Origin of the sequence: Sphingomonas sp. 2SG (assembly GCF_005503285.1) — a bacterium.
Classification (GTDB): domain Bacteria; phylum Pseudomonadota; class Alphaproteobacteria; order Sphingomonadales; family Sphingomonadaceae; genus Sphingomonas; species Sphingomonas taxi.
This window is the reverse complement of the sequence record NZ_SCMZ01000021.1, coordinates 40,781-65,445: the sequence shown is the minus strand read 5'-3', so window position 1 is coordinate 65,445 and position 24,665 is coordinate 40,781. Positions and strand designations below refer to the sequence as shown.

Sequence of the window (24,665 nt, the reverse complement as noted above, 5' to 3'; positions counted from 1 at the left end):
AGCCACCCCGCCGCGCTCGCCACCGCCGCCTCCAGTTCCGCGAACGTCCATGACCGCTCGCGCTCGATCAGCGCCGGCGCGTGCGGCGCGCCGCGCAGCAGATGGTCGATCGGAAACGGCGTGGGATCGGGTGTCGGCATGGCCCCTCATAGCGCCACCCCGTTGCCGAATGCAGCCCCAGCCTCTAACGGGCGTCGATCCGCAACCGGTAAGGGCGCCGCTTTGCTTCCCGAAGGCTATGATACCGTTGAAACCACCGTCCGCGCCGTGCTGCGCGACGTGCTCGGCCTCTCCGCGGACCGCGTCGCGGGCTTCACCGCGACGACGCCGCTGTTCGGCGCGGTGCCCGAACTCGATTCGATGGCCGTCGCCGGCGTCCTCACCGAGACCGAGGACCGGCTCGGCATCCTGATCGAGGACGACGAGGTCGACGGCGACATGCTCGAGACGTTCGGCGCGCTCGTCGAATTTGCGGCGAGCAAGGCGCTCGTCTAGCGTCGCGCGGCATGGCGCCGCGCATCGATCATTACGACTGGGCCGGCGGCCGCGAGGCGATGCTGCGCTTCGGCCCCGATACCGGCCCCCTGCTCGTCGCCACGCTGCCGCTGTTCGAGGAAGCCAATCGTACGCGCACCTTCACCGTCACGCTGCTGCGCGCCCTGGCCGCGCGCGGCATCGCCAGCGTGCTGCCCGACGTGCCGGGCCAGGGCGAGAGCCTCGCACCACTCACGACGCTGCCGCGCATGGCCGAAGCGCTCGCCGCGATCCCGGCCGAGCGGCGCCCCACCTATGCGATCGGTATCCGCAGCGGCGCGCTCCTCGACACCGCCGCGCCCCGCATTGCGCGCTGGCATTTCGCGCCGCAGACCGGCGACGAGCTCGCCCGCCTTCTGCTCCGCACGTGGCGGGCGGCGGGGAACAGCGCGCCGCCGCCCGACCCGATCGAGATCGCTGGCAATCCGATCCCGCAGACGCTGCTGGCATCGTTCGGCGCGGCGCAGCCGGCCCCGGCCGATCGTGTCGTCCGCCTGATCACCGACCCCGCCGAGGCCGATCACAAGATCGACGCCGCGCCACTCTGGCGGCGCAGCGAGCCGGGAAACGATCTCGCGCTGGTCGAGATACTCGCCGATGACATCGCGGCGTGGCTGACCCGATGCGCAGCCTGATCGCCTTCCCCTGTGCGGGCGAGACGTTGGTCGGCACGCTCGATGCCGCCCCCGGCCGGACCGGCCTGCTGATCGTCTCCGGCGGCAACGAGATCCGCTGCGGCGCGCACCGCGGCATGGCGTTGCTCGCCGCCCATGTCGCCGCAGCGGGATTTCCCGCTTTCCGCTACGACCGCCGCGGCATCGGCGATTCGACCGGCGAGAACAATGGCTACCTTTCGAGCGCCGACGATCTCGTCGCGGCCGCCACCGTCTTCCGGAGACAGCTGCCACAGCTCACGACGATCCTCGCTTATGGCAATTGCGACGCGGCGAGCACGCTTGCGCTCCACGGCCGCGCCGCCGGCATTGACCGCCTCCTGCTCGCCAATCCGTGGACGATCGAGGACACGGACAACCTTCCCCCCGCCGCCGCGATCCGCGCGACCTATCGCCAGCGCCTGACCAGTCCCGCGGCATGGGCCAGACTGCTCACCGGCAAGATAGATTTAGCGAAAGCAATCAATGGCTTACGCAAGGCTTCTCGCACCATGCCGCAACCGCTGGCGACGCAGATGGTCACCGCCATCGAGGAATGGGGCGACGCGGCGACGGTCATCCTCGCCACCGGCGACGCCACCGCGCAAGCCTATCGCGCCGCCGCCCGCCACTTTCCCGCGCAATCGATCGAGACCACCTCGCATAGCTTCGCCCGCGAGGAGGATCAGCGCCAGCTCCGCGACGCCGTGCTGGCGGCGCTGGCGGGTGCCGAAGTTTAGTTCACGCGAAGACGCGAAGACGCGAAGGCGCGAAGATGATTTGCGCAGAGACGCGAAGACGCAGAGATGTTGCGTTCAGGAATGCTCTGCGCGCCGTCACGTCGCTCCGCTCTCCGCTCCCCAATCGTCACCCCGGCGAAAGCCGGGGCCCATGGTAACGATGATCCAGATGGCGTGCGCGACCCCAGGCGCCTGCGTGTCCATAGGTTCCGACTTTCGTCGGAATGATGAAAAGGTAGGCCGGCCGCCTCCGACTATATCCGCGCAGGCGGCCACCCCACACGAACCATCTTCGCGTCTTCGCGTCTTTGCGCGAAAATCCTATTCCGCTGCCTCGGCCATTTCCTCGAACTCCGCCGCCGCGAGGAACCGCTCCGCGTCCAGCGCCGCCATGCACCCGGTCCCAGCCGCGGTCACCGCCTGGCGATAGACCTTGTCCGCCACGTCGCCGCAAGCGAACACACCCGCCACGCTGGTCCGCGTCGAGCCCGTCTCCACCGCGATATAGCCGTCGTCGTCGAGCGCGAGATGCCCGCGGAACAGCTCGGTCGCAGGATGATGGCCGATCGCCACGAACCCGCCCTCGACGTCGAGCCGCGACTGTTCGCCGGTCACCGTATCTTCCAGCGTCAGCGCCACCAGCCCGGCATTGCCGCCGCCGTCGACGAACTCGCGCACTTCCTTGTTCCACAGAACCGTGACGTTGGGATGCGCGTGGAGCCGCTCCTGCAAAATCCGCTCCGCGCGCAAGGAGTCGCGGCGATGGATCAGCGTCACGTCGTCGCTGTGGTTGGTCAGGTACAGCGCCTCCTCGACCGCGGTATTGCCGCCGCCGATCACCGCCACCTTCTTGCCGCGGTAGAAGAAGCCGTCGCAGGTCGCGCAGGCGGACACGCCCTTGCCCTTCATCGCCTCCTCGGACTCGAGCCCGAGCCACTTCGCCTGCGCGCCGGTGGCGATCACCAGCACCTCGCCTTCATAGACGTCGCCGCCGTCGCCGATCAGCCGGAACGGCCGCTGCGACAGATCGACCTCGACGATCGTGTCCCACATCAGCCGGGTGCCGACATGTTCGGCCTGTTTCTGCATCTGCTCCATGAGCCACGGCCCCTGGATGACGTCGGCGAAACCGGGATAATTCTCCACGTCGGTGGTGGTGGTTAGCTGCCCGCCGGGCTGGATGCCCTGCACCACGATCGGCGCCATCCCGGCCCGCGCGCCATAGATCGCCGCCGACAGCCCCGCCGGGCCGGAGCCGAGGATCAGCATACGCGTGGAATGAGTGGTCATGGAAACAACGCCTGTCGGGGAAGTGGAAGATTCGGACCCTGATCTAGGGGATCGCAACGCGAATTTGAATGCCGTCGGCAAATCGCCGCCGCCCGGCCACGTCGATGGCGCGAAACGTCTATCATGAGCCTGCTGGCCGGAGCGGACGACGATGACATGGCGCTTGATCCTGTTTGCGGCGACGATGCCGGTCGACCCCGCGGTACTGGAGCGCCTGCCCGCGGTCCGCATCGTCTATTACGACGTTCACGGAACACGCTATCGGGAGATCGACGACGATCAGCGGCGGCGGGGTCCGGTCGATCCCGCCGACGGCCAGCGGTACGACGCGTTCACCCGCCTGCGCATCCGCTGGCGCTGGCCGATCGGCCGCGACGGCCGATGCGATGTGCGACATCCGCAGGTGACCTACCGGATCACGGTGACGCTGCCCCGTCTGCACGATCGCGACGCGGTGTCGCCCCTGTTGCGACGGCGCTGGGATCGTCGGGTCATGCATTTGCGCGTGCACGAGGCGGGGCATGTCAGGCTCGATCTCGCTTACGTCCGACGCGTGACGCAGGCGCTGCGCCACTCGACCTGTACGCCCGCCGATCCCGTCGCCGCGGCGCTCGGCGAGCAGCTCAATGCCGCCACGCGCGCCTACGATCGGATCACCGACCACGGGCGGCGGCAGGAGCGCTGGCATGGTACGGATATCTGACGGTTTCCCCTGCATCCAACCCACGCCCCGCGCGTTCCCGTTCGCGAAGCGAGAGGGATGACCGAAGTGGCCGAAGACAAGATCAGTACCGAACCCTATACCGGTCCGTCCGGCGGCTGGGGGTCGATGAAATCGGTCGCCCGGATCAATCTGCGCGAGAAGGTCAATCCCGAGACGGTCCGCGAGCTCGCGCGGCAGAACAAGCCCGAAGGCGTGATGTGCGTCTCGTGCGCCTGGGGCAAACCCGCGCATCCGCATATCGCCGAATTCTGCGAGAATGGCGCCAAGGCGACGGCGTGGGAACTGACCACCTATCGCACCACGCCTGAATTCTTCACCAAGCACAGCGTCACCGAATTGCGCGGCTGGAAGGACTTCGACCTCGAGCAGGCCGGCCGCCTCACCCATCCGATGAAATACGACGCCGCCAGCGACCGCTATGTCGCGGTGAGCTGGGACGAGGCGTTCCAGGACATCGGCGCCCACCTCAAGACCTACGACCCGACCAAGGTCGTCTTCTACGCCTCGGGCCGCGCGAGCCTCGAGACGAGCTATATGTGGGCGTTGATGGCACGCATGTACGGCAGCCAGAATCTCCCCGATTCATCGAACATGTGCCACGAGACGACGTCGGTCGGGCTCAAGTCGGCGATCGGCTCGCCGGTCGGCACGATCCATCTGTCGGATTACGACAGTTGCGATATGATCCTCTATTTCGGCCAGAACCCGGGCGTGAACAGCCCGCGCGCGCTGCACCCCCTGCGCGCCTGCGCCAAGCGCGGCGTCGAAATCATCGTGTTCAACCCGCTCAAGGAGCGTGGCCTCGAACGCTTCACCGACCCGCAGAACCCGATCGAGATGGTCACCGGCAAGTCGACGCCGATCGCCAGCCAATATCATCAGGTCAAAACTGGCGGCGATATCGCCGCGATGATGGGCATCTGCAAATATGTCATCGAGGCGGACGACCAATGTCAGCGGATCGGCGCGCCCGCGATCCTCGATCACGCCTTCATCGCCGACCATACCAAGGGCTTCGAGGCGTTCGCCGAGATGGTCCGCGCGACCGACTGGGAGCGGATCGAGCATGAGAGCGGCCTGACCCGCGCCGAGCTGGAAGGCGTCGGCGCGATCTACGCCAAATCGAAGCGCGTGATTTGCGTCTACGGCATGGGCCTGACCCAGCATGTCCACGGCATCGACAATCTGCACACGCTGGTGAACCTGATGCTGCTGCGCGGTAACGTCGGCAAGCCCGGCGCCGGCTTCGGCCCGGTCCGCGGCCACAGCAACGTTCAGGGCCAGCGCACCGTCGGCATCACCGAAAAGCCCGAGCTCGCGCCGCTCGACCGGCTCAAGGAGCTCTACGATTTCGAACCGCCGCGCGACAAGGGCTGGGACACGGTCGAGGCGTGCGAGCATATCATCGCCGGCACCGCGCAGGCGTTCATCGGCCTCGGCGGCAACCTCGCCCGCGCCGTCCCCGCCACCGCCGAGATCGAGCCGGCGTGGCAGGGCATGGACCTGACCGTCAGCATCGCCACCAAGCTCAACCGCACGCACCTGCTGCCCGGCAAGACCTGCTATCTGCTCCCCTGCCTCGGCCGGATCGAGACCGACGATCAGGCGAGCGGCCCGCAGGCGGTGACGATGGAGGACAGTTTCAGCCGCATCTACGGCTCGCGCGGCAAGGCGACGCCCGCGGCCGAGACCTTGCTGTCGGAGCCCGCGATCGTCGCCGGTATCGCCAAGGCGACGCTCGATGCCAATCCCAAGCTCGACTGGGACGCGTGGGTCGGCGACTATGCCCTCGTCCGCGACGCGATCGAAGCGACCTATCCGGACAAATTCACCCGCTTCAACGAGCGGATGTGGGTACCGGGCGGCTTCTGGAAGGGCGTCGAGGCGGCGCATCGCCAGTGGCTGACCGAGAGCGGCCGTGCCGAGTTCAACGTGCCGACGACGCTCAACGCCACCGGCTTCGAGGAGGCGCCCGGCCGCTTCCGCTTGATGACGCTGCGCTCGAACGACCAGTTCAACACCACCGTCTACGGCTATCACGACCGGTTCCGCGGCATCAAAGGCACGCGCGACATCGTCTTCATGAACCGCGCCGACATGGCGACGATGGGGCTGGCGGAGCACGACCTCGTCGACCTCGTCGGCGACGCGGGCAGCAACGGCGACCGCCGGGTCAACAAATTGCTCGTCGTGCCCTATGACATTCCGCAGGGCTGCCTCGGCGCTTATTATCCGGAGTGCAACATCCTGATGCCGGTGACCCACAAGGCCGAGCAAAGCCATGTTCCGGCCGGCAAATCCGTACCCGTCCGGGTGGAGCGCACCGCCTGATCCTCGCCGCGATCCTCGCCGGCGGCCGCTCCAGCCGGTTCGGACGGGACAAGGCGGCCGCCCTGTTCGCCGGGCGGCCGCTGCTCGACCATATGCGCGACCTCGGCGCGAATCGCGCCGATGCGGTGGTCGTCGTCGGGCGTGACGGCGGCGTGCCCGACCTGCCCGGCCCCGATCTCGGTCCGCTCGGCGGCATCGCTGGCGCGCTCGCTTATGCCGCCGCGCATGGCTTCGAGACGGTGCTGACGCTTCCCTGCGACATGCCCCGGCTGCCCGCCGCGCTGCTAGACGCACTGCTGCGACGCGCGCCGAGCTATTGCAGCGACGCGCCGGTGATCGGTCATTGGCCAGCCATGCTGGCGCCCGAGCTGCTCGCGCATCTCGCCACGTCCGAACGTCGCTCGGTGACCAGCTGGGCGCGGGCGATCGGCGCACTGCCCATCGCCAGCCCGGTGCCGCTTGCCAACATCAACACCCCTGCCGACCTCGCCGCGCTGTGAGTGCCGCGCGGTTGGAAGCGACGCTGATCCTGCGCCCCGACGGCTCGGTTACCCCCGGAACGCGCGCGATCGCGATCGAGACGCCCGTTGCGATCGAGGTCGACGGCCTCGGCTATGCGGTGATGATGATGACGCCGCAGGATCTGGAGGCGTTCGCGACCGGCTTCATGCTCACCGAGCGGCTCGCCGACACCGCCGCCGACATCCTCGACATCGACGCCTATCACGCCGAGGCCGGCTGGATCGTCCGCATCGCGCTCGCCGACCGCTGCCGCGGCCGCATCCACGACCGCGTCCGCCACCGCACCAGCGACACCAGTTGCGGCCTGTGCGGCATCGCCAGCCTCGAACAGCTCGCCCGCCCGGTGGCGCGCCGCCCCGACCGCCCGACGGTGTCGCCCGCCGCGATCTTCGCCGCGCTGGTCGCCGTCCGCGACCACCAGCAGCTCAATCGCGAAACCGGCGCGGTCCACGCCGCCGCCGCCTGCGCCGCCGACGGCGCGATCCTCGCGCTGTGCGAGGACGTCGGCCGTCACAATGCGCTCGACAAGCTGATCGGCCGCGGGATGCCGGGCGCGTTCACGCTGGTGACCTCGCGGATCAGCTTCGAGATGGTCGACAAGGCGCTGGTCGCCGGCACGCCGCTGCTCGTCGGCATTTCCGCCCCGACCAGCCTCGGCATCGACCACGCGCGTGCCCATGGCCTGACGTTGGTGGCGCTGGCCCGGTCCGATGCGATGCTGGTGCTGAGCGATCCCTGGTCGCTATTCGCTCAGTGACCCCAATCCCAGACGTGCGCCGACCAGTCGCGCACGCCGGCCGCAATCCCCGCGAACCAGTCGATCACCATGTGCCGGTAGGCGCCGTCCAGAAATGCCCCATCGGCGAGGATCATCACCATCACCACCGCGGCCCACAAGACGCCGCGGTGCATCGGCTCGGGCTTGCGGACCAGTTTCACCTCGCTCGCGCGGCGGTCGGCCAGCCGTCGCTCGGGCAGCGCCGGGCGCGCGACCGGCGCGGCGCGCCGCTCGCTGCGGCGTCGTTCGGGGGGATGGTGATAGGGCATGACCGGTCTCGCTGCGCAGCACCGCCCGGCGTCGCACGCCGAACGTTTACAAAGCGTTATCGCTGTCCGTATCGCTCACACCGGCGGGCGCTACCGAAGAAATGGTAGCGGAGGAGGGACTTGAACCCCCGACCCCAGGATTATGATTCCCGTGCTCTAACCAGCTGAGCTACTCCGCCCCGCCGTGTGAGGTGGCGCCTATAAGTGTGCGATGCAGCAGCCGTCAAGCGAACATATGCCGGGAAAGCGCTTCCCATGGTCCGCCGCGATACCACCAGGTCGCAAGTCCCGCGATCTCGACCTCGCGCGGCCGGAAATCACGGCTGAGCGCGGTCAGCAGCAGCTTGGCGATATTGGGCTGGACCTTGTTCTGGATGGTGACGTGCGGTCGCCAGCCGCCCGCGTCCTGCGGCGTCAGCAGCCCGACGAAGGCGTCGGCGAGTTCGGCGCGGATCGCGACCAGCTCGGGCGATTCGATGCGATAGGCGACGCCGCGCCCCAGCGAGATCAACCCGCCGACCCGCGCCACCGGCGCCGTCACACCGCGCGTCATGCCCGTGAGCCGATGCTTCAGCTCGGCCTCCGCCGACGGCGGCAGATGATGAAACATGGTGAGATGGGCGGAGAGCTGGTTGCGCTCGGGCGGAAAATGCGCGGCACGCTGCGCGTCGAACCAGCCCTGATCCTGCCGACCGAAGAGCGCGGTGACGATGATCGGCGCGGTCAAATCTCCACCTGACTGCCGAGCTCGACCACGCGGTTCGTCGGCAGGCGGAAGAATTCCATCGCGCTTTCGGCGTTGCGCAGCATCCACGAGAACAGTTTCTCGCGCCACAGCATCATGCCGGGCCGCTCGGAGGGCAGCAACGTCTGGCGCGACAGGAAGAAGCTGGTGTCCATCATCTTGAAGTCGGTGCCGCAGCTATGCACGCGCTTCAACGCCGCAGGCACGTCGACCTCCTCCATGAAGCCGTAGCGCAGGATCAGGCGGAAGAAGCCGTCGCCCATCTCCTCGTTGCTCGCGCGTTCCGCCTCGGGCCAATAGGGCTGCTGGACGATCTTGACGGTGAGCAGGATGACGCGCTCGTGCAGCACCTTGTTGTGCTTGAGATTGTGCAGCAGCGCATGCGGCACGCCGTCCGACGACGAGGTCATGAACACCGCCGTCCCCGGCACCCGGCTCGCCGAGCTGGCGGCGGAGGTGATGAACACCTTGATCGGCATCGCCGCCTCGCGCAGCCGGTCCATCATCAGCTGCCGCCCCTTCGACCAGGTGGTGAGGAAGGTGAAGACGATGAAGCCGACCATCAGCGGAAACCAGCCGCCATCGGGCACCTTGGTGAGGTTCGCCGAGAAATAGGCGCCGTCGACGAGGAAGAAGACCGCGAGCAGCGGCGCGGCGGCATAGATCGGCCAGTTCCACAGCCGGGTCAGCGCGACGCCGAGCAGGCAGGTGTCGATGAACATCGCCCCCGTCACCGCGATGCCATAGGCCGAGGTGAGGTTGGACGAGGTGCGGAAGAACAGCACCAGCAGGATCACCATCACCATCAGCATCCAGTTGACGATCGGGATGTAGATCTGGCCGGCGGTCGCCGCGCTGGTATGTTCGATGCGCAGCCGCGGCATGAAGCCGAGCTGGATCGCCTGTTGCGTGACCGAGAAGGCGCCCGAGATCACCGCCTGGCTGGCGATGATCGCCGCCATCGTCGCGAGCAGCACCAGCGGCAGCTGCAGGCTGTCCGGCGCCAGCATGTAGAAGGGGCTCTTCAACGCCTCCTGCCCGTCGCGGAACAGCAGCGCGCCCTGCCCCAGATAATTGCACATCAGCGCGGGCAGCACGAACACCAGCCACGACAGGCCGATTGGCTTGCGCCCGAAATGCCCCATATCGGCATAGAGCGCCTCGGCGCCGGTCACCGCCAGCACCACCGAGCCGAGCGCGAGAAAGGCGCGCACCGGATCGGCGATGAAGAAATGCACCGCATGATGCGGCGAGAAGGCCCAGAGCACCTCGGGCGTCTGGACGACGCTGATGATGCCGAGCACCGCGATCACCGCGAAATAGACGAGCATGATCGGTCCGAAGACGAGGCCGATCCGCGCGGTGCCGCTCTTCTGCACCCAGAACAACGCGATCAGGATGGCGATGACGATCGGCAGCACGAGCCCGGCGAAGGCCGGCGCGGCGATCGCCAGACCTTCCACCGCGCCGAGCACGGTCACCGCCGGGGTGATCATCGAATCGCCGTAGAACAGCGACGTCGCGAAGACGCCGAGCAGGATGATCCCCGCCGACCAGCGCCGGCTCTTGGTCCGTCCCGAGACGAGCGCGAGCAATGCGAGACTGCCCCCCTCGCCCTTGTTGTCGGCGCGCATGATGATCGCGACATATTTGATCGTCACCACGATCATCATCGACCAGAACATCAGGCTGAGCACGCCCATGATGTGCAGCGGATCGAGCGTCAGTTGATGATGCCCGGCGAAGGTCTCGCGAAAGGCGTAGAGCGGGCTGGTGCCGATATCGCCGAAGACGATGCCGATCGCCCCGACCGCCAGCTTGAGCAGGCCGTCGTGATGGCCATGATCGCCCGAATCGTCCCGCGCACTCGGGACGGCGGCCGGTACGGGGCCACTCACGAGCGGTACGACCGATCCGACGCGCTGCGGAGACCGGCGCTGTTCCCAACCTGTTCCATAGACGCGCGCCTTAGCATGGGCTGAACGATGCGGGCAACGGCGTCGCGGCGGCGCCGTATCGATCAGGGACGTCTAAACACCTCGCGAATCACGAAATGCGACGCGAGCCGGGTGACGCCGGGCAACCGCGCCAGCGTCTCGCGATGGATGCGCTCGAACGTGTCGTCGCGCCGCACCTCGACGTGGAGCATATAGTCGGCCTCGCCGCTCATCAGGAAACAGTCGCGGATTTCGGGAACGTCGCCGATCTCGCGCTCAAACGCCGCCATCGTCTCCTCGCGCTGGTCGCGCAGCGTGACGTTGACGAGGACAACGCTGGGGTTGCCACGCGCCGCCTTGCTGAGCACCGCGCGAAAGCCGGCGATATAGCCGCGCTCCTTGAGCGAACCGACGCGGCGATGCGCCGCGCTCGGCGACAGGCCGACCGCCTCGCCGAGTTCGGCGCTGGTCAGGTCGGAATTGGCGAGCAGATGGGACAGGATTTTGCGGTCGAGGGCGTCGATCATGGATCTCCCGCTACACCGCCATTTTGCGCAAGAAAATCCCGCCAGCCGTGTCGCTGTCGCAAAACATTGCGACCTTCTCCCGCCCGGTCGCGGCTATGGGTAGATCAGAAGAGGAGAACACAGATGCGCATCGGCGTCCCAAAGGAAATCAAGAATCACGAATATCGCGTCGGCCTGACCCCGCCGTCGGTCGCCGAGCTGGTCGCCGCGGGCCATGAGGTCGTCGTCGAGACCAAGGCCGGCACCGGCATCGATTTCGAGGATCAGGATTATATCGACGCGGGCGCGACCATCCTGCCCGATCCCGCCGCGGTGTTCGCCGCCGCCGACATGATCGTGAAGGTCAAGGAGCCGCAGGCGAGCGAGATCGCGCTGCTCGAACCGCGCCACCTGCTCTTCACCTATCTCCACCTCGCCGCCGACAAGCCGCAGGCCGAGGGGCTGATCAGGTCGGGCGCGACCTGCATCGCCTATGAGACGGTGACCGCGGCGCGCGGCGGCCTGCCGCTGCTCAAGCCGATGTCGGAAGTCGCGGGCCGCATGTCGGTGCAGGTCGGCGCGCATTATCTCGAGAAGGAACAGGGCGGCCGCGGTGTGCTGCTCGGCGGCGTGCCGGGCGTCGCGCCGGCGAAGGTCGCGATCCTCGGCGGCGGCGTCTCGGGCGTCAATGCCGCGCAGATGGCGGTCGGCATGCGCGCCGACGTGACGATCTACGACATCTCGAACGATCGCCTCGCCGAGCTCGACATGTTCTTCTCCAGCCAGATCAAGACCGCGTACGCCAGCAAGGCGGCGATCGCCGCGGCGGTGAAGAGCGCGCATCTCGTCATCGGCGCGGTGCTGGTGCCGGGCGCGGCCGCACCCAAGCTGGTGACGCGCGAGATGGTCAAGACGATGAAGCGCGGCGCGGTGATGGTCGATATCGCGATTGATCAGGGCGGCTGTTTCGAAACCAGCCATGCGACGACGCACGAGGACCCGGTGTTCGAGGTCGACGGCGTCACCCATTATTGCGTCGCCAACATGCCGGGCGCGGTCGCGCGCACCTCGGCCTTCGCGCTCAACAATGCGACGCTGCCGTTCGCGCTCAAGCTCGCCAACCTCGGTGCCGAGGCGGCGATGGCGGCCGATCCGCATCTCGCCAACGGCCTCAACGTCTCGGGCGGCAAGATCCGCCATCAGGCGGTCGCCGACGCGCTCGACCTGCCGTTCGAGGCGTGGAACGGCTAAGCGGAACGAACGTGGAACAGGGTGGTTGAAGCCTCCGATACCAAGAGAGGCTTCAACCATGTCCGAGATCGAGAACCCCAAGACCCACCCGACCTCGAACGCCGAAAAGGATCCAAGCGACTGGACCACCGGCGACGAGACGATGACCGGCGCGCAGGCGAGCTACCTCAAGACGCTGTCCGAGGAAGCCGGCGAGGAATTCGACGATTCGCTGACCAAGGCGGATGCATCGAAGCGCATCGACGAATTGCAGGGCAAGACCGGCCGCGGCAAATAATCACGCCGCTGGCGGAAGACGGGCTTCGGCGCTCAGGCACGAACGGACGTTCGCCTGACGCCGGGGCCCGTTTCGCATGAGCCTGCCCGGCGCCGCAGACGGGACGCGCACCCGGTAGGATCGCATGTGTCTCAAGCGACTGCATCCGCAGCGCGAATACGCCGCGCTGTCCTACGCCACACGCAAGATGCTAGGGATCGCCGTCATTTGGCGTTCTTTCTCATTGTGGTCGATCAGTGCACAACTGGAAACGATGAGGCCGGATCGTTTCCGTTCAGGTGTCCATCTTGTCCATGTTGCCACGATTTCGCCGCAATTACTGCGGGCCTTGCGTCGCCAGCAAACGGTCGAGCAAGTCGAGCCGGACCGCGATGTCGCGGCGATAGGATGCCCCCTCGGGACACAAGGCCAGCGCCTTTGCCCATGCCTGCCGCGCCGCCGGATAGTCGTTGGCGCGGACATAGGCGAGGCCCAGAAAGAACAGCGGCGCCGGATGCTCGGGTGCGATCCGGATCGCCTGACGGAAGGCGAACAGCGCCGGCGGCGACAGCATATTGCCGTCATGCGTCGCCAGCGCGGTGCCGAGCCCGGTCCACAGCATCAGGCTGCGCGGATAGCGGTTGAGCCCGCCGAGGATCGCCCGCACCGCCGACCGTCGGTCCCCCGACCGCGCCATCGCATCCGACGCGATCAGATAGGCCGCGTCGGCGGTGAACCGCCCGAGCATCCGCTCGCGCAGGTCGACCAGCGACGGATCGTCGGCAACGCGCAAGGCCTCGGGCCGTGCCGGATTGGCCGGCAGCGTCGGCGAGCCCTGCCACGCATAGCCGGCCGCGCCGAGCATCAGTGCCGCGCCGATCATCGACCACAACAGCCTGTCGACCCGCAGCAGCACGAGCGCGGCCATTGCCGCCGCCGCGATCAGAATGAGCATCAGCCAGCCCATCAGCGCCTCCGCCGCCGAAAACTCGACCGCGCGATCACGGCACCGAGCACCAGCAAGGCGATCGGCGCGAGCCACAAGGGCCAAGTCGCGGCGCTGAGCGGCGGATCGTAGCTGACGTAATCGCCGTAGCGTTCGATCAGCCACGCGCGGACCGAATCGGGCGTCTCGCCCGCGGCGATGCGGCCGCGCACGAGCGCGCGCATGTCGCCGGCCATGCTCGCGTCGCTGTCGGCGATCGACTGGCCCTGGCAGACGAGGCAGCGCAGCGTCGCCATCAGGTCGCGCGCCTTCGCCTCCTGTGCGGGGTCGCGCAATTGCGTGTTGGCGAGCGCTGCGGGCGGCGTCGACGGATCGGCCGCGACCGGCGCCGCGACCGGCGCCGCGATCAGCGCCAGCAGGAGCAGGGCATGCTTCATCGCGCGCTCCGGACCGCGGCGGCGATGGCGTCAACGTCCTCGGCGCGGATATCGCCGATATGCTGGAGGACGATCCGCCCCTTGCCGTCGATCACGAAGCTCTCCGGCACGCCCGACGATCCCAGCGCGAGTTGCACCGCGCTCTGCGCGTCGGCGCCGATCCGCTCATAGGGGTCGCCATAGCGCGCGAGGAAGTCGCGCAGCGCCGGCGCGGTATCGCGGATCGCGATCGCGTCGACCGGGACCCCCATCGCCTCCAGCCGCAGCAGCTGCGGCGATTCGGCGGCGCAGGGGATGCACCAGCTCGCGAAGACGTTGAGCAAACGGGGCTTGCCCCGTCGGAAGTCGGCGGTGGACAGGCCGGGCTTGCCCGCGACGATCGGCGGCAGCGCGAAGTCCGGGAGCGGCTTGCCGATCAGCGCGGACCGCACGGCGCGATCGGCGGGAGCGAACAGGCCGCTCGCCACCACCACGACGATCGCGGCGAACACCGCAAAGGGTAACCAGAGCAGCCACCGCCTCATGCATAGGCCTCGCGCGCCGCCGCCCGGCGCTCGCGGCGCCAGCGACCGACCAGCGACAGCGCGCCGCCCAGCGCGATCAGCGCACCGCCGAACCAGATCAAAGTGACGAACGGCTTCCACCACAAGCGCAATTGCCAGCGCCCCTGCCCGTCCGGCTGACCGAGCACGGTGTAGAGCTGGCCGTCCCATTCGGTGGCGATCGCACTCTCGCTGGTGATCGTCACCGGATCGGAGAAGAAGCGCGATTGCGGGCGCAGCAGGATCCGTTCGCCGTCGCGGGTGGCGCTGAGCCGCGCTTCGAGCGCCGACCAGTTTTCGCCCACCACCGGTTTGATGCCGTCGAGCCGGACCACATAGGGCCCGACGCGCACCGGCTGGCCGACGCGCGCGGCGATGAGCGTCTCGGCGGTATAGGCGCTGTCGCACGCCATGCCGGCGAGGCTGACCGCGATGCCGAGATGCGCGACGACCATCCCCCAGGTAAACAGGGGCGTGCGCCACGGATTGCGGCCGATCAGCGGCAGCACGCTCGCCACCGCCAGCCCGGCGGCGAGCGACAGACCGAGCAACGGCATCACCCCGGGCGGCGCCAGCGCGACCAGCCCCGCGCCGGTGAAGCCCGCGGCGGCGATCGGCCAGATCAGTCGGTCGAGCAGCGCAGCAGCGTCGTCACGGCGCCAGCGCAGCAGCGGGCCGACCGCCATCGCCACGACCAGCGCGAGCGCGATCGGGCCCGCCGCGGCGTTGAAGAAGGGTGGGCCGACCGAGAGCTGGACGCCGAAGCTCGCAGCGACGAGCGGATAGAGCGTGCCGATCAGCACGACGCCGAGGATCACCGACAGCAGCAGGTTGTTGATGACCAGCCCGCCCTCGCGGCTGACGAATTCGAAGGTCGTGCCGGCGCGCACGGTGCCGATCCGCGCCGCGAACAGCGCCAGCGCGCCGCCGATATAGAGCGCGAGCAGCACGAGGATGAAGGCGCCGCGCTCGGGATCGACCGCGAAGGCGTGGACGCTGGTCAGGATACCCGAGCGGACGAGGAAGGTGCCGATCATCGACATCGAGAAGGCGACCACCGCGAGCATCACCGTCCAGGCGCGCAGGCCGTCGCGGGTGGCGAGGACGGTCACCGAATGGAGCAGCGCGGTCGCCGCGAGCCACGGCATCAGCGAGGCATTCTCAACCGGATCCCAGAACCACCAGCCGCCCCAGCCGAGCTCGTAATAGGCCCAATAGCTGCCCGCGGTGATACCGAGCGTCAGGAAGATCCACGCGCCGAGCACCCAGGGGCGCATCGCCTTGGCGAAGACCGGGCCGACGTCGCGGGTGACGAGCGCGCCGACCGCAAAGGAGAAGGCGACCGAGATGCCGACGTAGCCGATGTAGAGCGTCGGCGGGTGGAAGGCCAAACCCGGGTCCTGCAACAGGGGGTTGAGGCCGAGGCCGTCACGCGCCGCCGGGCTGATCCGCGCGAAGGGGTTGGAGGCGAAGAGCAGGAAGGCGTAGAAGCCGAGTGCGATTCCCGCCTGCGCTGCCAGCGTCGCGATCAGCGTGCGTTCGGGCAGGCGCCGTTCGAGGATCGCCACCGCGCCGCCGGCAAGACCGAGGATCGTCACCCAGAGCAGCATCGACCCTTCGTGATTGCCCCAGGCGCCGGCGAATTTGTAGAGCCACGGCTTTGCGGAATGGCTGTTCTCGACGACCAGCTTCACCGACATGTCCGAGCCGAGGAACAGCGCGATCAGCGCCGCCATGGCGATCGCAGCGAGCCCACCCTGGACGATCGCGATCGGCCGTACCGCGGCGACCAATGCCGGTTGGCCGCGCGTCAACCCGAGCGCCGCCATTGCCAGTTGCAGCGCGGCGAGCGCGGCGGCGAGCCACAAAGCGGCGAGACCGGTCTCGGCGATCACGGCTTGAGCGTCCGCGTCTCGTGCATCTTGCCGGCGAGTTCGGGGGGCATGTATTTTTCGTCGTGCTTTGCGAGCAAATTGGTGGCGGTGAAACTGCCATCGGCGTTGAACTGCCCCTCGGCGACGACGCCCGAGCGTTCGCGGAACAGATCGGGGGTGATGCCGGCGAAGGTGACGGGCGTGGTGGCGATGCCGTCGCCGACGACGAAATGGACGGTGACGCCGTCCGGTGCGCGCTTGATCGAGCCTGCCTGTACCATCCCGCCGAGCCGTACCGCCCGGCCGAGCGGCAAGCCCTGCCGCGCGACGTCTGAGGGCGCGTAGAAGAAGGACGCTTGATCCTTGAGCGCAGACATCGCCAAAAGCGCCGCGGCGACCACCGCCGCGAGCGCCAGCAGCGCCAGCGTCAGCCGTTGATGCTTTGCCTTCACTTCTCGAGGCGCTTCATCGCCAGCCAGCTCGCCAGCGTGAGGGCGGCGGCGGCGCCGAGCGCAACCGCATAGGCCGCGAAGACGAACGGCCAGGCGTTCACGGCCGGGCCATCCGCCGCAGCCGCGCTTCAGCCTTGAGCCGCGCGAGCGTGGCGCGCATCCGCATCAGCACGATCGCCGCGAACAACAAGGTGAAGCCCGCCATGGTGAAGCCCAAAGGCCAGAGGATGCTGCCGGCGATGCTCGACCGGGTGAGGCCGATCGACGGGCCCTGATGGAGCGTGTTCCACCACACCACCGAATAGCGGATGATGGGCAGCAGGACGGTGCCGGCGATACCGTAGAGCGCCGGGATACGGCCGTCGCCGCCGCGCTCGGCATCGGCGCGGGCGAGCGCCATATAGCCACAATAGACGAAGAATAGCAGCAACATCGAGGTCAGCCGCCCGTCCCATTGCCACCACGTCCCCCAGGTCGGCCGGCCCCAGATCGAGCCGGTGACGAGGCAGACCGCGGCGAATACCGCGCCGGGCATGGCCATCGCACGCGCCGCGACATCGGCGAGCGGATGACGCCAGACGAGGAAGGCGATGCTGCTGATCGCCAGCCCGCTCCAGCCGCCCATGCCGAGCCAGGCGGCGGGGACATGGATGTAGAGGATGCGAACGCTTTCGCCCTGGAGATAATCGGGTGGCGTCTGCGTCAGCCCGGCCCAGCAGCCGATCGCCAGCAGCACGATCCCAGCCCACAGCAGCACCGGCGTCGCCGGACGCGCGAGGGCGACGAAACGCGCAGGATTGGCAAGGGCATGGAGGGTCGGCACGGCTGTGCGAGCCATAGGAAACTTTGCGGGCGGCGTCACCATTTGTCGTCGGGTGTTGGACGACATGGACAACTTGGACAACTTAACGGAAACGATGGAGCCTGATCGTTTCCGAAATCGCACCGATCGTCACGATGAGAAAGAGCGTGATGTCGGTGATAGCGATATGGCGGGGTGTAGGACAGAGGCGGGGCGTTGGCGGCGTGACATATCGCGGCATCAGCGCGTGCGGAAACGCCCCCTCCACCACTCGCCTACGGCGACCGGTCCCCCTCCCCCGCTAAAGCGAGGGAGGACTTGATCTCATTCCTCCCCCGCCGTGGCAGGGCAATCGCATATGGACGCTCGTAGGCGTCTGTCGTCTTCCAAGACCACCCCGTCACCCCGGACTTGTTCCGGGGTCCACCCTGCGGCGAGGGGAGAGGCTCGATTCGACACCGCTTCCTTGCGGCCCGGTGGACCCCGGAACGAGTCCGGGGTGACGAACCTCATGAGGAAAGCAATCGATCCTCATCCCTGCAGCCATATGCAATTGCCCTCCACGCCAGGGGGAAGTGGCGCGGCGAAGCCGTGACGGAAGGGGGATACGCACCAACGCGCCTTTGCCCCCCGCGGTTTACCCCCGCCCGATCAGCCGTTGGGCAATCGTGTCCGCCACTTCCGCGGCGGGACGACCCATGCGCTCGCTTTCGTCCCAGACCTCGTCGAGGCGGGCGGGGATCTTGGCGATGCGTGCCATCACCTCGGCCTCGTCGCCCTGACCGAGATATTCGAGGCCGACGTTGATGATGCCGCCGGCGTTGATGACGTAATCGGGCGCGTAGAGGATGCCGCGATCGTGGAGGCGATCGTAATCCTCGCGCGTCGCAAGCTGGTTGTTGGCGCCGCCGGCGACGACCTTGGCGACCAGCGTCGGGATCGTCGCTTCGGTGAGGATCGCACCCAGTGCATTGGGGCTGAAGATGTCCGCCTCGACGCCGAGGATCGCGCCGGCCGCCACCGTTTCGGCACCCAGTTCGGCGGCGAGCGCCTTGGCGCGCTTGGCATCGACATCGGCGAGCGTCAGGCGCGCGCCGTCCTTCGCGAGCAATTTGGCAAGTCCGCCGCCGACCGAGCCGACGCCCTGGATCGCGACGTGGACGCCCTTCATGTTGTCGGTGCCGAGGCCGCGCTTCGCCGCCGCCTTGACGCCGAGATAGACGCCGTGTGCGGTGTACGGGCCGGGGTCGCCGCCCGCTGCGCCGCTCGCCACCGGCAGGCCGCTGACGAACTTCGTCTCGCCGGCGATGACCTTCATCCGCGCCTCGGACATGCCGACGTCTTCGGCGGTCACGTACTTGCCGCCGAGCGATTCGACCGCGCGGCCGAACGCCTTGAGCCGGTCTTCACTGATGACCGCACCGGGTGCATCGGCGAGGATGACGCCCTTGCCGCCGCCGAGCGCGAGGCCGGCCATGGCGTTCTTGAAGCTCATGCCGCGCGACAGGCGCAGCGCGTCGGTCACCGCCTGGTCGCCCGAGGCATAATGCCAGAAGCGCGCGCCGCCCGCCGCCGGCCCGAGATGGGTGGAGTGGACCGCGATAATGGCGCGAAGACCGGACTCCCGATCGGTGAAGGCGTGGACGCCTTCATGCGAATCGAAATCGGGAAAGTCCCACACCGAGGTCATAGCTCACTCCGCTGCCAGAAATTGCCCCGCCAGAAAATTGCGGAAGGCCGTAATATTATTTCTCGACGCGCTTGGCTAGTCAGGATTTGACCGGATACCGACAGGGCGGAGAATGGGGCGACCGACGGGACTTGAACCCGCAACTTCCGGCATCACAAGCCGACGCTCTAACCAATTGAACTACGGTCGCCGCGAACGCATGCGCCCCTAGCGGGGGGGAACGCCCCGCGTCAAGGCCGTCAGAAGCTTCCTTCGACGGAAAGTCGATATCCCCCCTGCCCGCCGACGAATCCGGCGGCGGCGAGACGCTGTGCCGCCGCGGGGTCGCCGGGGGCGATGCGCAGCGCCGCAGTGTAGCGGCCGGCACCGGTGATGCGCAGCTCGATACTCTCGGTGCCGGCCTGGCTGGCGAGCGGCAGCAGCAGCGCGCCGGCGTCGCAGCGCGCGACGCCCGACACTTCGCTCGGCAGCGGCACACCCGCCGCCTCGCCGATCAGCCGGGCGCGGACGCGGCCCTCTGCCTTGTCGCAGACGGTATCGGTGAAATGGACGGTGACGCCCTCCAACGACAATTGATTGACCGGCAAGGGCGCGAACGCGCCGCCGGTGGGCAGCGTCGCGGTCATGTCGTCGATGCCCTGGCCGTGACGGCTGAGCGTGATCGCGCCGTGGATCAGACCGGGGGCGCCGTCGACGGCGACGCGGGCGCGACCGAGCAGCAGGGCGAAGGGCGAGAGGCTGGCGTCGAGCGAACCGAGCGCGAGATCGCCGAACCGCGCCTCGTTGAGGCGGCCGTCCCAGACGCTGCCGGTGACGGTGCGCGCGGAAAAACCCTGTTCGCCGAGGCCGACCGCGCCGAGCACCAGCCGCAGCGGCAGGAAGACGAGCAGCGCGAGCAGCAGCAGCGCGCCGAACAGCGCGACCGGGCCGGTGCGGAGCCGGATGCGCCTCATGCCGCGCGCGCCCGGACGACGAGGTCGGCGGCGACGCTGCCGTCCTGATTGTCGCGCCACACCGCCGATTCGACGAGGATGCCGTTCGCCTCGAGCCCGCCGAGCCAGCGGCCGAGCGCGGCAGGCTTGGCCGCCTGGATCGTCGCGTGGACACGGCCGCCGCCGGTGTCGTCGACGGTAGCGAGCGCGAGGCCGGCGGCGTCGGCGCGCAGCCGCAGCGTGTCGGCGAGCGAGCCGTTGAGCGGCACGCGCCGGCCGGCGGAGCGGAGCAGGTCGACCTCGTCCTGCGTCGCCGCGAAGCGGACGACCGCATCGGCATAGCGTTCGCGGGCCCCCGACAGGCCGTCGCGGACGGGCAGGATGATCCCGCCCCAGACGATCGTCACGACGAGCAAAGCGAGCATGACGAGGATCATCCGCCGTTCGCGCAAGGAGCGGCCCGCGAACCAGTTGCGCAAGGACCTCATCGCCGGCTCACCGTCATCTCGCCCGTCACCCTTCCATTGGCGGACTGGAACGTCCCCGCCTCGACGGTGAAGCCGGCCGCCTCGAGCGTCCGCTTGAGATCGGTCGGCAGCGATTCGCGCGCCGCGCCGACGCCGATACGGACGCTGCCGTTCGACTGGAAATCGAGCGATGTCAGCTCGGTACCGGGTGTCGCTCGCACCGCGTCGTAGATCGCCGCGACCGTCGTGGTGAAACCGAGGCCGGGGCCGCGCACCGCCGACAGGCGTTCGGCGAGTTGGCGGTCGACGTCGGTCACCGTTTCGCCGCGGGCGAGGCCGGTGCGGCCGAGCGCCTCGGCGCGGCTTTCCAGCGCGTCGGCGCCGAAGCTGTATTTGGCGATGCGGACGAGATCGATGGCGAGCGTCACCAGTAGGATGGCGGCGCCGAGCACCGCCAGCCGGCGGACCAGCGCCCAGTCGATGCCGATGCGGCGACGACGGCGGGCGAAGGCCCCCTGACGCAGGTCGAGCACCGGTGCGGCGAGCGCAGCGACGAGCGTGGCATTGATCGCGTCCCGGTCCAGCGTATGTTGCGGCGTATCGCCGATGACCAGATCGGCGAGCGGCGCCTCGTCGGCGAAGGCGGTAGTGCGGCTTCGTACCAGCGCCGCGCCGGCGATCGTCGCGCGGACATAGCCTTCGTCGGGGCGCGGCAGCAGCAGCGGTGCGGGCAGGATCGCCAGCGGGTCGATGCCATGCGCGGTGAGGTCGGTGAGCCATTGCGCCATCTGCGCGAGCGCGACGACGGCGATCGGGCGTTCGCCCTCGCCTTCGTCGCCGACCGCGACGTGGAGTTCGGTGAGCGGGGTGGCGCTCGCCTCGGCGACGAGCAGGCGCGCGGCGGCGACCGCCTGCGCGGGCGAACGGACGGGCAGTTCGGCCCAGTGCAACGCGACCGATTCGGCAGGCGCGATCGCGATGACGGGATCGTCGCTTGCCGGCGGCACGCCGTCGCTTTCGCGGATCGCGCCATCGGCAAGTCGGAGCCAGCGATAGCCGCGGTCGCCGGACGGGAGGAACAGGAGCGTCGTCATGATTCGTCGCCCCATTGCCGCGCAACGAGCCGCGCGGGAAGCCGGCTTGCGTCGATCAGCGCCCTTTCCTGCAATTGCACGCCGCCGGTACTGACGTCGATCGCGAGCGCGAACCAGGTCGAGGTGACGGCGAGGCCGCCGCTGCCGCTGTCGGGCGTGGCACCGTTGCCGGCGAGGTTGAGGAAGGTGCTGGCGTCCTTGAACCCCTGCGGCGGGCGGCGGAGCAGCATGCCGCGGATCGCATCGGCCGACAGATTGCCGGGGAAGAGCATCGCGACCAGTGGCGCCTGTTCGGGGGTGAGCGTGTTGATGTTGATCGCCGCCGGCTTGGCATCGGGCAAGGTGCAGATCCACGGGCGAAGCTGCGCGTAGATGTCGGGCGTGACGCCGTCGACCGCGCGCAGCTCGCTGGGGTCGGCCATCAGCGTGCCGGCGGTACGATACGGGGTGGCGCGGGCGAGATAGACCGGGTCCTCGGCGCCATTGCCTTGCTGGTCCTGATCGCTGTCGATCCAGTCGGCGGTGGCGGCGGCAATCCGTTCGGCGGATTGCGTGGGGACGTTGATCGCGCGCATCAACCGGACGAACTGGATGCGCGACGCGATCGCCTGTGTCGAAGTGTAGACACCGGGGCCGAGCTTCGTGACGAGGCCGTTGAGGTTGAAGCAATTGCCGCCGTCGCGCACCCGCGCCACCGCGAGGCCGCCGCCGGGCAGTGGCAGACCGAACGGGCGGTTGCTCCAGCCGCCGGCGAGCGTGACGCGGTCGCGGCTGGAGCCGAGCATATCGGTGACCTTGGTGGTGGCGAGCGCCTCGGCGGCGCGGGCATAGCCGCGCGCCTGTTCGCCGGCGAGCGCGTTGCCGGCGAGCCGCGTCGTCAGCCGCAGCCGTTCGAGCGCGGTGCCGGCGAGCACGGCGATCATCGCGACGAGCAGCAGTACGGTGAGCAGCGCGGCGCCGCGCTCGCGGTCAGCCACCCGACGTCGCCGTCGGATTGGGGGTCGGCGATGCACCCGGGAGCGGGCTCGCGCTGCTGCCCGCGCCGACGAGTAGCATCAGGCGGAAGGCGGTGCCGTCGGTGCGGCGGACGGTGATCTCGGCTGCCTGCGGCAGCGCGGCGCCCTGCGTGCCGTCCCAGCGGTCGCTCCACGCGCCCCTGTAGCGATAGCGGGCGGCGACGCCGGCGACCTTGTCGAGCAGCGTCACCGCGGGCAGCGGCACGGCACCGTCGAGCATCGGATAGGCGACGCGCAACAGGGTGTTGCCGTCGAGTTGGTACACGACCTTCTGCGCGCTGGCGCGGGGGGCGGCGTCGACGTTCGCCCAGCCGGTACGGACGAAGCGGATGCGGCCGTCGCTTTCGCCGGTGAAGGCGGGAAGCAACGTCCCGCCCTCGTCGCGTGCGGGCCGGTCGATCGCCTGGCCGAGGTCGCCGGCGAGCAGCGACGCGGTGCGGTTGAGCGCGGCGATATCGTCGAAGCGCTTGCCGGTGGCGGTCTGCGCGCGGACGCTGAAGGTGAGGATCGCGACGCCGGCGGCGGCGATCAGGCCGAAGATCATCAGCGCGATCATCACCTCGACGAGGGTGAAGCCGGCTTGCGTGGTCGGGCGGGACGGCGGCATTGCGATCACGACGGCTGGTCCGGCGGGCGGATCGCGGTGGTGCGGCCGACGATCTGGCCGGCGCGGTTGGTCACCGCGACGTCGATGCGGACGATCGCGGCATTGCCGGTGCCGCGCACCTGCCGCACCCAGTTCCAGGTGCGGCCGCCGTTGACCTCGCTCCCCGTCGTGCGGCCGGCGACGGGCGGCTGCGCCTCGGTGACCGCGTCGTTGGCGACGTTGCGCGCGACGAGGCCGGCGACGAGGCTCTCGTCGAGCGTGCGCGCGCCGCGGATCGTCGCGGTCTCGAGCCGCAGCAGCGCGAGCACCGCGAGGCTGAACACCGCGAGCGCGACCATGATCTCGATGAGCGTGAAGCCGCGCGTCCGCATCAGCTCGCCACCCGGACCGAACCGTCGGCGGCGAGGTCGATCACCGCGCGCGCGCCGCTGCGGGTCAGCGTGATCTGCGCGGGGCGGTCGGCGAGGCCGGTGGGGTCGAAGATGATGCGCAAGCGGCCGCTCGCCTCGCCGGTGGCGGCGACGGTGCCCTCGGTCCAGCGTTCGACGCGCAGCGGCTTCTCCGCCATCGCCACCCACTGGCCGGCACCGCGCCGGTCGAAGCCGTAGCCGCCGGCGGTGATCCAGATGCTGACCGGCCGGGCATCGACGATCGCGGCATCGTGCGCGGCGCGGGCGCGCAGGGCGAAGCGCGCCGCCTCGTCCGCCACCCGGCCGCGCGGATCGGGCATGTTCCACACCGCGACGGCCGCCGCCAGGCCGATGATGGTCACCACCACCATCAGCTCGACGAGCGTGAAACCGTTGCGGCGCGGGGCCATGGCTATTGCCAGCTGGTGATGTCGGCGTTGACGCCCTCGCCGCCGTCCTTGCCGTCGGCGCCGAGGCTCCAGACGTCGGCCTCGCCGTGCTGGCCGGGCGAGGCGTAGAGATAGGGGCGGCCCCAGGGATCGGGCGGCAGCTTCTTGATATAGCCGCCGCGCTGATATTCGGCGGCGTTGACGCCCGCGGGCGCGGTGACCAGCGCCTGCAGGCCCTGCGACGTGGTCGGATAATTGTTCATCTGGAGCCGGTACATTTCCAGCGCGCCCTCGATCGTGCTGATGTCCGATTTGGCCTTGGTGATCTTGCCCTTGTCGCCGGCGGGCAGGACGTTGAACGTCACGATCGCGGCGAGCAGGCCGATGATGACGATGACGACCATCAGCTCGACGAGGGTAAAGCCCTCTTCGCGGCGGTGCGGCTTCTTCTTGGGTGTACGCATGACTTGC

29 protein-coding genes and 2 tRNA genes are annotated in these 24,665 nt (G+C 68.8%); 9 read left to right on the top strand and 22 right to left on the bottom strand.

Annotation, left to right across the window (positions count from 1 at the left end):
* Positions 1–222 precede the first annotated feature (222 nt).
* The 3 genes from FFS23_RS10655 to FFS23_RS10645 are packed head-to-tail and all read left to right on the top strand — an operon-like array spanning position 223 to position 1,927.
* Complete coding sequence (locus FFS23_RS10655; RefSeq protein ID WP_137898604.1) at positions 223–495, top strand: acyl carrier protein; 273 nt, start codon at positions 223–225, stop codon at positions 493–495.
* A gap of 11 nt (positions 496–506) precedes the next feature.
* Positions 507–1,169 (top strand): hypothetical protein, encoded by a 663-nt coding sequence (locus tag FFS23_RS10650; RefSeq protein WP_137898603.1) that lies wholly within the window; start codon positions 507–509, stop codon positions 1,167–1,169.
* Positions 1,157–1,927, top strand: a complete 771-nt coding sequence (locus FFS23_RS10645) for a hydrolase 1, exosortase A system-associated (RefSeq protein WP_137898613.1) — start codon at positions 1,157–1,159, stop codon at positions 1,925–1,927. The genes FFS23_RS10650 and FFS23_RS10645 overlap by 13 nt, the downstream gene beginning before the upstream one ends.
* A gap of 321 nt (positions 1,928–2,248) precedes the next feature.
* Here FFS23_RS10645 and trxB read toward each other — a convergent pair whose 3' ends face one another.
* A complete protein-coding gene (trxB, locus tag FFS23_RS10640; protein ID WP_137898602.1) occupies positions 2,249–3,217 on the bottom strand; it encodes a thioredoxin-disulfide reductase in 969 nt (322 codons plus the stop codon).
* A 151-nt stretch (positions 3,218–3,368) separates the two neighbouring features.
* Between trxB and FFS23_RS10635 the strand changes: the two genes are divergently transcribed.
* The 4 genes from FFS23_RS10635 to fdhD are packed head-to-tail and all read left to right on the top strand — an operon-like array spanning position 3,369 to position 7,551.
* Positions 3,369–3,920, top strand: a complete 552-nt coding sequence (locus FFS23_RS10635; RefSeq protein WP_137898601.1) for a DUF922 domain-containing protein — start codon at positions 3,369–3,371, stop codon at positions 3,918–3,920.
* A gap of 57 nt (positions 3,921–3,977) precedes the next feature.
* Positions 3,978–6,272, top strand: coding sequence for an FdhF/YdeP family oxidoreductase (locus FFS23_RS10630; protein ID WP_171009453.1), 2,295 nt, complete (start codon positions 3,978–3,980; stop codon positions 6,270–6,272).
* Positions 6,239–6,772 carry an NTP transferase domain-containing protein gene (locus FFS23_RS10625; RefSeq protein ID WP_349303958.1) on the top strand — a complete coding sequence of 178 codons (534 nt, stop codon included), beginning with the start codon at positions 6,239–6,241 and terminating at the stop codon, positions 6,770–6,772. The genes FFS23_RS10630 and FFS23_RS10625 overlap by 34 nt, the downstream gene beginning before the upstream one ends.
* Positions 6,769–7,551, top strand: coding sequence for a formate dehydrogenase accessory sulfurtransferase FdhD (gene fdhD, locus FFS23_RS10620; RefSeq protein WP_137898599.1), 783 nt, complete (start codon positions 6,769–6,771; stop codon positions 7,549–7,551). The genes FFS23_RS10625 and fdhD overlap by 4 nt, the downstream gene beginning before the upstream one ends.
* Here fdhD and FFS23_RS10615 read toward each other — a convergent pair.
* The 5 genes from FFS23_RS10615 to FFS23_RS10595 form a co-directional block, all read right to left on the bottom strand.
* On the bottom strand, positions 7,545–7,841 hold the full coding sequence (locus FFS23_RS10615) for a hypothetical protein (RefSeq protein WP_137898598.1): 297 nt from the start codon (positions 7,839–7,841) through the stop codon (positions 7,545–7,547). The two genes, fdhD and FFS23_RS10615, sit on opposite strands and share 7 nt — an antisense overlap.
* Before the next feature lie 102 nt (positions 7,842–7,943).
* Positions 7,944–8,020: transfer RNA gene (locus FFS23_RS10610), tRNA-Met, on the bottom strand.
* A 44-nt stretch (positions 8,021–8,064) separates the two neighbouring features.
* On the bottom strand, positions 8,065–8,568 hold the full coding sequence (locus tag FFS23_RS10605) for a 2'-5' RNA ligase family protein (RefSeq protein WP_137898597.1): 504 nt from the start codon (positions 8,566–8,568) through the stop codon (positions 8,065–8,067).
* Positions 8,565–10,484: a potassium transporter Kup gene (locus tag FFS23_RS10600; RefSeq protein WP_038659746.1), complete on the bottom strand. Its 1,920-nt coding sequence runs from the start codon at positions 10,482–10,484 to the stop codon at positions 8,565–8,567. Before FFS23_RS10600 ends, FFS23_RS10605 begins: the two co-directional genes overlap by 4 nt.
* A 122-nt stretch (positions 10,485–10,606) precedes the next feature.
* Complete coding sequence (locus tag FFS23_RS10595) at positions 10,607–11,050, bottom strand: Lrp/AsnC family transcriptional regulator (protein ID WP_137898596.1); 444 nt, start codon at positions 11,048–11,050, stop codon at positions 10,607–10,609.
* 123 nt (positions 11,051–11,173) lie between these two features.
* Between FFS23_RS10595 and ald the strand changes: the two genes are divergently transcribed.
* Positions 11,174–12,280 (top strand): alanine dehydrogenase, encoded by a 1,107-nt coding sequence (gene ald, locus FFS23_RS10590; protein ID WP_137898595.1) that lies wholly within the window; start codon positions 11,174–11,176, stop codon positions 12,278–12,280.
* Positions 12,281–12,338: 58 nt separating this feature from the next.
* Positions 12,339–12,557, top strand: coding sequence for a DUF3072 domain-containing protein (locus tag FFS23_RS10585; protein WP_137898594.1), 219 nt, complete (start codon positions 12,339–12,341; stop codon positions 12,555–12,557).
* Between the two features lie 316 nt (positions 12,558–12,873).
* Here the strand turns inward: FFS23_RS10585 and FFS23_RS10580 are convergent, their stop codons facing one another.
* The 16 genes from FFS23_RS10580 to gspG form a co-directional block, all read right to left on the bottom strand.
* A complete protein-coding gene (locus FFS23_RS10580) occupies positions 12,874–13,491 on the bottom strand; it encodes a tetratricopeptide repeat protein (RefSeq protein ID WP_249340629.1) in 618 nt (205 codons plus the stop codon).
* Positions 13,492–13,502: 11 nt separating this feature from the next.
* Positions 13,503–13,919 (bottom strand): cytochrome c-type biogenesis protein, encoded by a 417-nt coding sequence (locus tag FFS23_RS10575; protein ID WP_137898592.1) that lies wholly within the window; start codon positions 13,917–13,919, stop codon positions 13,503–13,505.
* A complete protein-coding gene (locus tag FFS23_RS10570; RefSeq protein WP_038659761.1) occupies positions 13,916–14,443 on the bottom strand; it encodes a redoxin family protein in 528 nt (175 codons plus the stop codon). Before FFS23_RS10570 ends, FFS23_RS10575 begins: the two co-directional genes overlap by 4 nt.
* Positions 14,440–16,356, bottom strand: a complete 1,917-nt coding sequence (locus FFS23_RS10565; RefSeq protein WP_137898591.1) for a heme lyase CcmF/NrfE family subunit — start codon at positions 16,354–16,356, stop codon at positions 14,440–14,442. The genes FFS23_RS10570 and FFS23_RS10565 overlap by 4 nt, the downstream gene beginning before the upstream one ends.
* Positions 16,353–16,787, bottom strand: coding sequence for a cytochrome c maturation protein CcmE (ccmE, locus tag FFS23_RS10560; RefSeq protein WP_137898590.1), 435 nt, complete (start codon positions 16,785–16,787; stop codon positions 16,353–16,355). The genes FFS23_RS10565 and ccmE overlap by 4 nt, the downstream gene beginning before the upstream one ends.
* 97 nt (positions 16,788–16,884) lie before the next feature.
* Positions 16,885–17,625 (bottom strand): heme ABC transporter permease CcmC, encoded by a 741-nt coding sequence (gene ccmC / locus FFS23_RS10555; RefSeq protein WP_249340628.1) that lies wholly within the window; start codon positions 17,623–17,625, stop codon positions 16,885–16,887.
* A gap of 601 nt (positions 17,626–18,226) precedes the next feature.
* Entirely contained in the window at positions 18,227–19,279 is a 1,053-nt protein-coding gene (locus FFS23_RS10550) for a Glu/Leu/Phe/Val dehydrogenase family protein (protein WP_137898589.1), read from the bottom strand.
* Positions 19,280–19,392: 113 nt separating this feature from the next.
* A tRNA-His gene (locus tag FFS23_RS10545) sits at positions 19,393–19,469 on the bottom strand.
* Between the two features lie 49 nt (positions 19,470–19,518).
* Complete coding sequence (gene gspN / locus FFS23_RS10540; protein ID WP_137898588.1) at positions 19,519–20,232, bottom strand: type II secretion system protein N; 714 nt, start codon at positions 20,230–20,232, stop codon at positions 19,519–19,521.
* Positions 20,229–20,699, bottom strand: coding sequence for a type II secretion system protein M (locus FFS23_RS10535; protein ID WP_137898587.1), 471 nt, complete (start codon positions 20,697–20,699; stop codon positions 20,229–20,231). The genes gspN and FFS23_RS10535 overlap by 4 nt, the downstream gene beginning before the upstream one ends.
* Positions 20,696–21,772, bottom strand: a complete 1,077-nt coding sequence (gspL, locus tag FFS23_RS10530; RefSeq protein ID WP_137898586.1) for a type II secretion system protein GspL — start codon at positions 21,770–21,772, stop codon at positions 20,696–20,698. The genes FFS23_RS10535 and gspL overlap by 4 nt, the downstream gene beginning before the upstream one ends.
* Positions 21,769–22,749, bottom strand: a complete 981-nt coding sequence (gene gspK / locus FFS23_RS10525; protein ID WP_283214453.1) for a type II secretion system minor pseudopilin GspK — start codon at positions 22,747–22,749, stop codon at positions 21,769–21,771. Before gspK ends, gspL begins: the two co-directional genes overlap by 4 nt.
* Positions 22,742–23,395 (bottom strand): type II secretion system minor pseudopilin GspJ, encoded by a 654-nt coding sequence (gene gspJ / locus FFS23_RS10520; RefSeq protein WP_137898609.1) that lies wholly within the window; start codon positions 23,393–23,395, stop codon positions 22,742–22,744. Before gspJ ends, gspK begins: the two co-directional genes overlap by 8 nt.
* 5 nt (positions 23,396–23,400) lie before the next feature.
* On the bottom strand, positions 23,401–23,766 hold the full coding sequence (gene gspI / locus FFS23_RS10515) for a type II secretion system minor pseudopilin GspI (RefSeq protein ID WP_137898585.1): 366 nt from the start codon (positions 23,764–23,766) through the stop codon (positions 23,401–23,403).
* Entirely contained in the window at positions 23,766–24,215 is a 450-nt protein-coding gene (locus FFS23_RS10510) for a GspH/FimT family pseudopilin (RefSeq protein WP_137898584.1), read from the bottom strand. The genes gspI and FFS23_RS10510 overlap by 1 nt, the downstream gene beginning before the upstream one ends.
* 2 nt (positions 24,216–24,217) lie before the next feature.
* Complete coding sequence (gspG, locus tag FFS23_RS10505; protein WP_137898583.1) at positions 24,218–24,658, bottom strand: type II secretion system major pseudopilin GspG; 441 nt, start codon at positions 24,656–24,658, stop codon at positions 24,218–24,220.
* Between the last annotated feature and the right edge of the window lie 7 nt (positions 24,659–24,665).

Coding starts and splice junctions, on each gene's coding strand:
- FFS23_RS10535 (WP_137898587.1), bottom strand. CDS start 20,699: ATGAGGTCCTTGCGCAACTGGTTCGCGGGCCGCTCCTTGCGCGAACGG.
- gspN (WP_137898588.1), bottom strand. CDS start 20,232: ATGAGGCGCATCCGGCTCCGCACCGGCCCGGTCGCGCTGTTCGGCGCG.
- FFS23_RS10510 (WP_137898584.1), bottom strand. CDS start 24,215: ATGGCCCCGCGCCGCAACGGTTTCACGCTCGTCGAGCTGATGGTGGTG.
- ccmC (WP_249340628.1), bottom strand. CDS start 17,625: ATGGCTCGCACAGCCGTGCCGACCCTCCATGCCCTTGCCAATCCTGCG.
- trxB (WP_137898602.1), bottom strand. CDS start 3,217: ATGACCACTCATTCCACGCGTATGCTGATCCTCGGCTCCGGCCCGGCG.
- FFS23_RS10575 (WP_137898592.1), bottom strand. CDS start 13,919: ATGAAGCATGCCCTGCTCCTGCTGGCGCTGATCGCGGCGCCGGTCGCG.
- FFS23_RS10650 (WP_137898603.1), top strand. CDS start 507: ATGGCGCCGCGCATCGATCATTACGACTGGGCCGGCGGCCGCGAGGCG.
- FFS23_RS10570 (WP_038659761.1), bottom strand. CDS start 14,443: ATGAGGCGGTGGCTGCTCTGGTTACCCTTTGCGGTGTTCGCCGCGATC.
- FFS23_RS10595 (WP_137898596.1), bottom strand. CDS start 11,050: ATGATCGACGCCCTCGACCGCAAAATCCTGTCCCATCTGCTCGCCAAT.
- FFS23_RS10630 (WP_171009453.1), top strand. CDS start 3,978: ATGACCGAAGTGGCCGAAGACAAGATCAGTACCGAACCCTATACCGGT.
- FFS23_RS10550 (WP_137898589.1), bottom strand. CDS start 19,279: ATGACCTCGGTGTGGGACTTTCCCGATTTCGATTCGCATGAAGGCGTC.
- gspL (WP_137898586.1), bottom strand. CDS start 21,772: ATGACGACGCTCCTGTTCCTCCCGTCCGGCGACCGCGGCTATCGCTGG.
- FFS23_RS10580 (WP_249340629.1), bottom strand. CDS start 13,491: ATGCTCATTCTGATCGCGGCGGCGGCAATGGCCGCGCTCGTGCTGCTG.
- gspI (WP_137898585.1), bottom strand. CDS start 23,766: ATGCGGACGCGCGGCTTCACGCTCATCGAGATCATGGTCGCGCTCGCG.
- gspG (WP_137898583.1), bottom strand. CDS start 24,658: ATGCGTACACCCAAGAAGAAGCCGCACCGCCGCGAAGAGGGCTTTACC.
- gspJ (WP_137898609.1), bottom strand. CDS start 23,395: ATGCCGCCGTCCCGCCCGACCACGCAAGCCGGCTTCACCCTCGTCGAG.
- FFS23_RS10645 (WP_137898613.1), top strand. CDS start 1,157: ATGCGCAGCCTGATCGCCTTCCCCTGTGCGGGCGAGACGTTGGTCGGC.
- FFS23_RS10635 (WP_137898601.1), top strand. CDS start 3,369: ATGACATGGCGCTTGATCCTGTTTGCGGCGACGATGCCGGTCGACCCC.
- ald (WP_137898595.1), top strand. CDS start 11,174: ATGCGCATCGGCGTCCCAAAGGAAATCAAGAATCACGAATATCGCGTC.
- FFS23_RS10615 (WP_137898598.1), bottom strand. CDS start 7,841: ATGCCCTATCACCATCCCCCCGAACGACGCCGCAGCGAGCGGCGCGCC.
- FFS23_RS10585 (WP_137898594.1), top strand. CDS start 12,339: ATGTCCGAGATCGAGAACCCCAAGACCCACCCGACCTCGAACGCCGAA.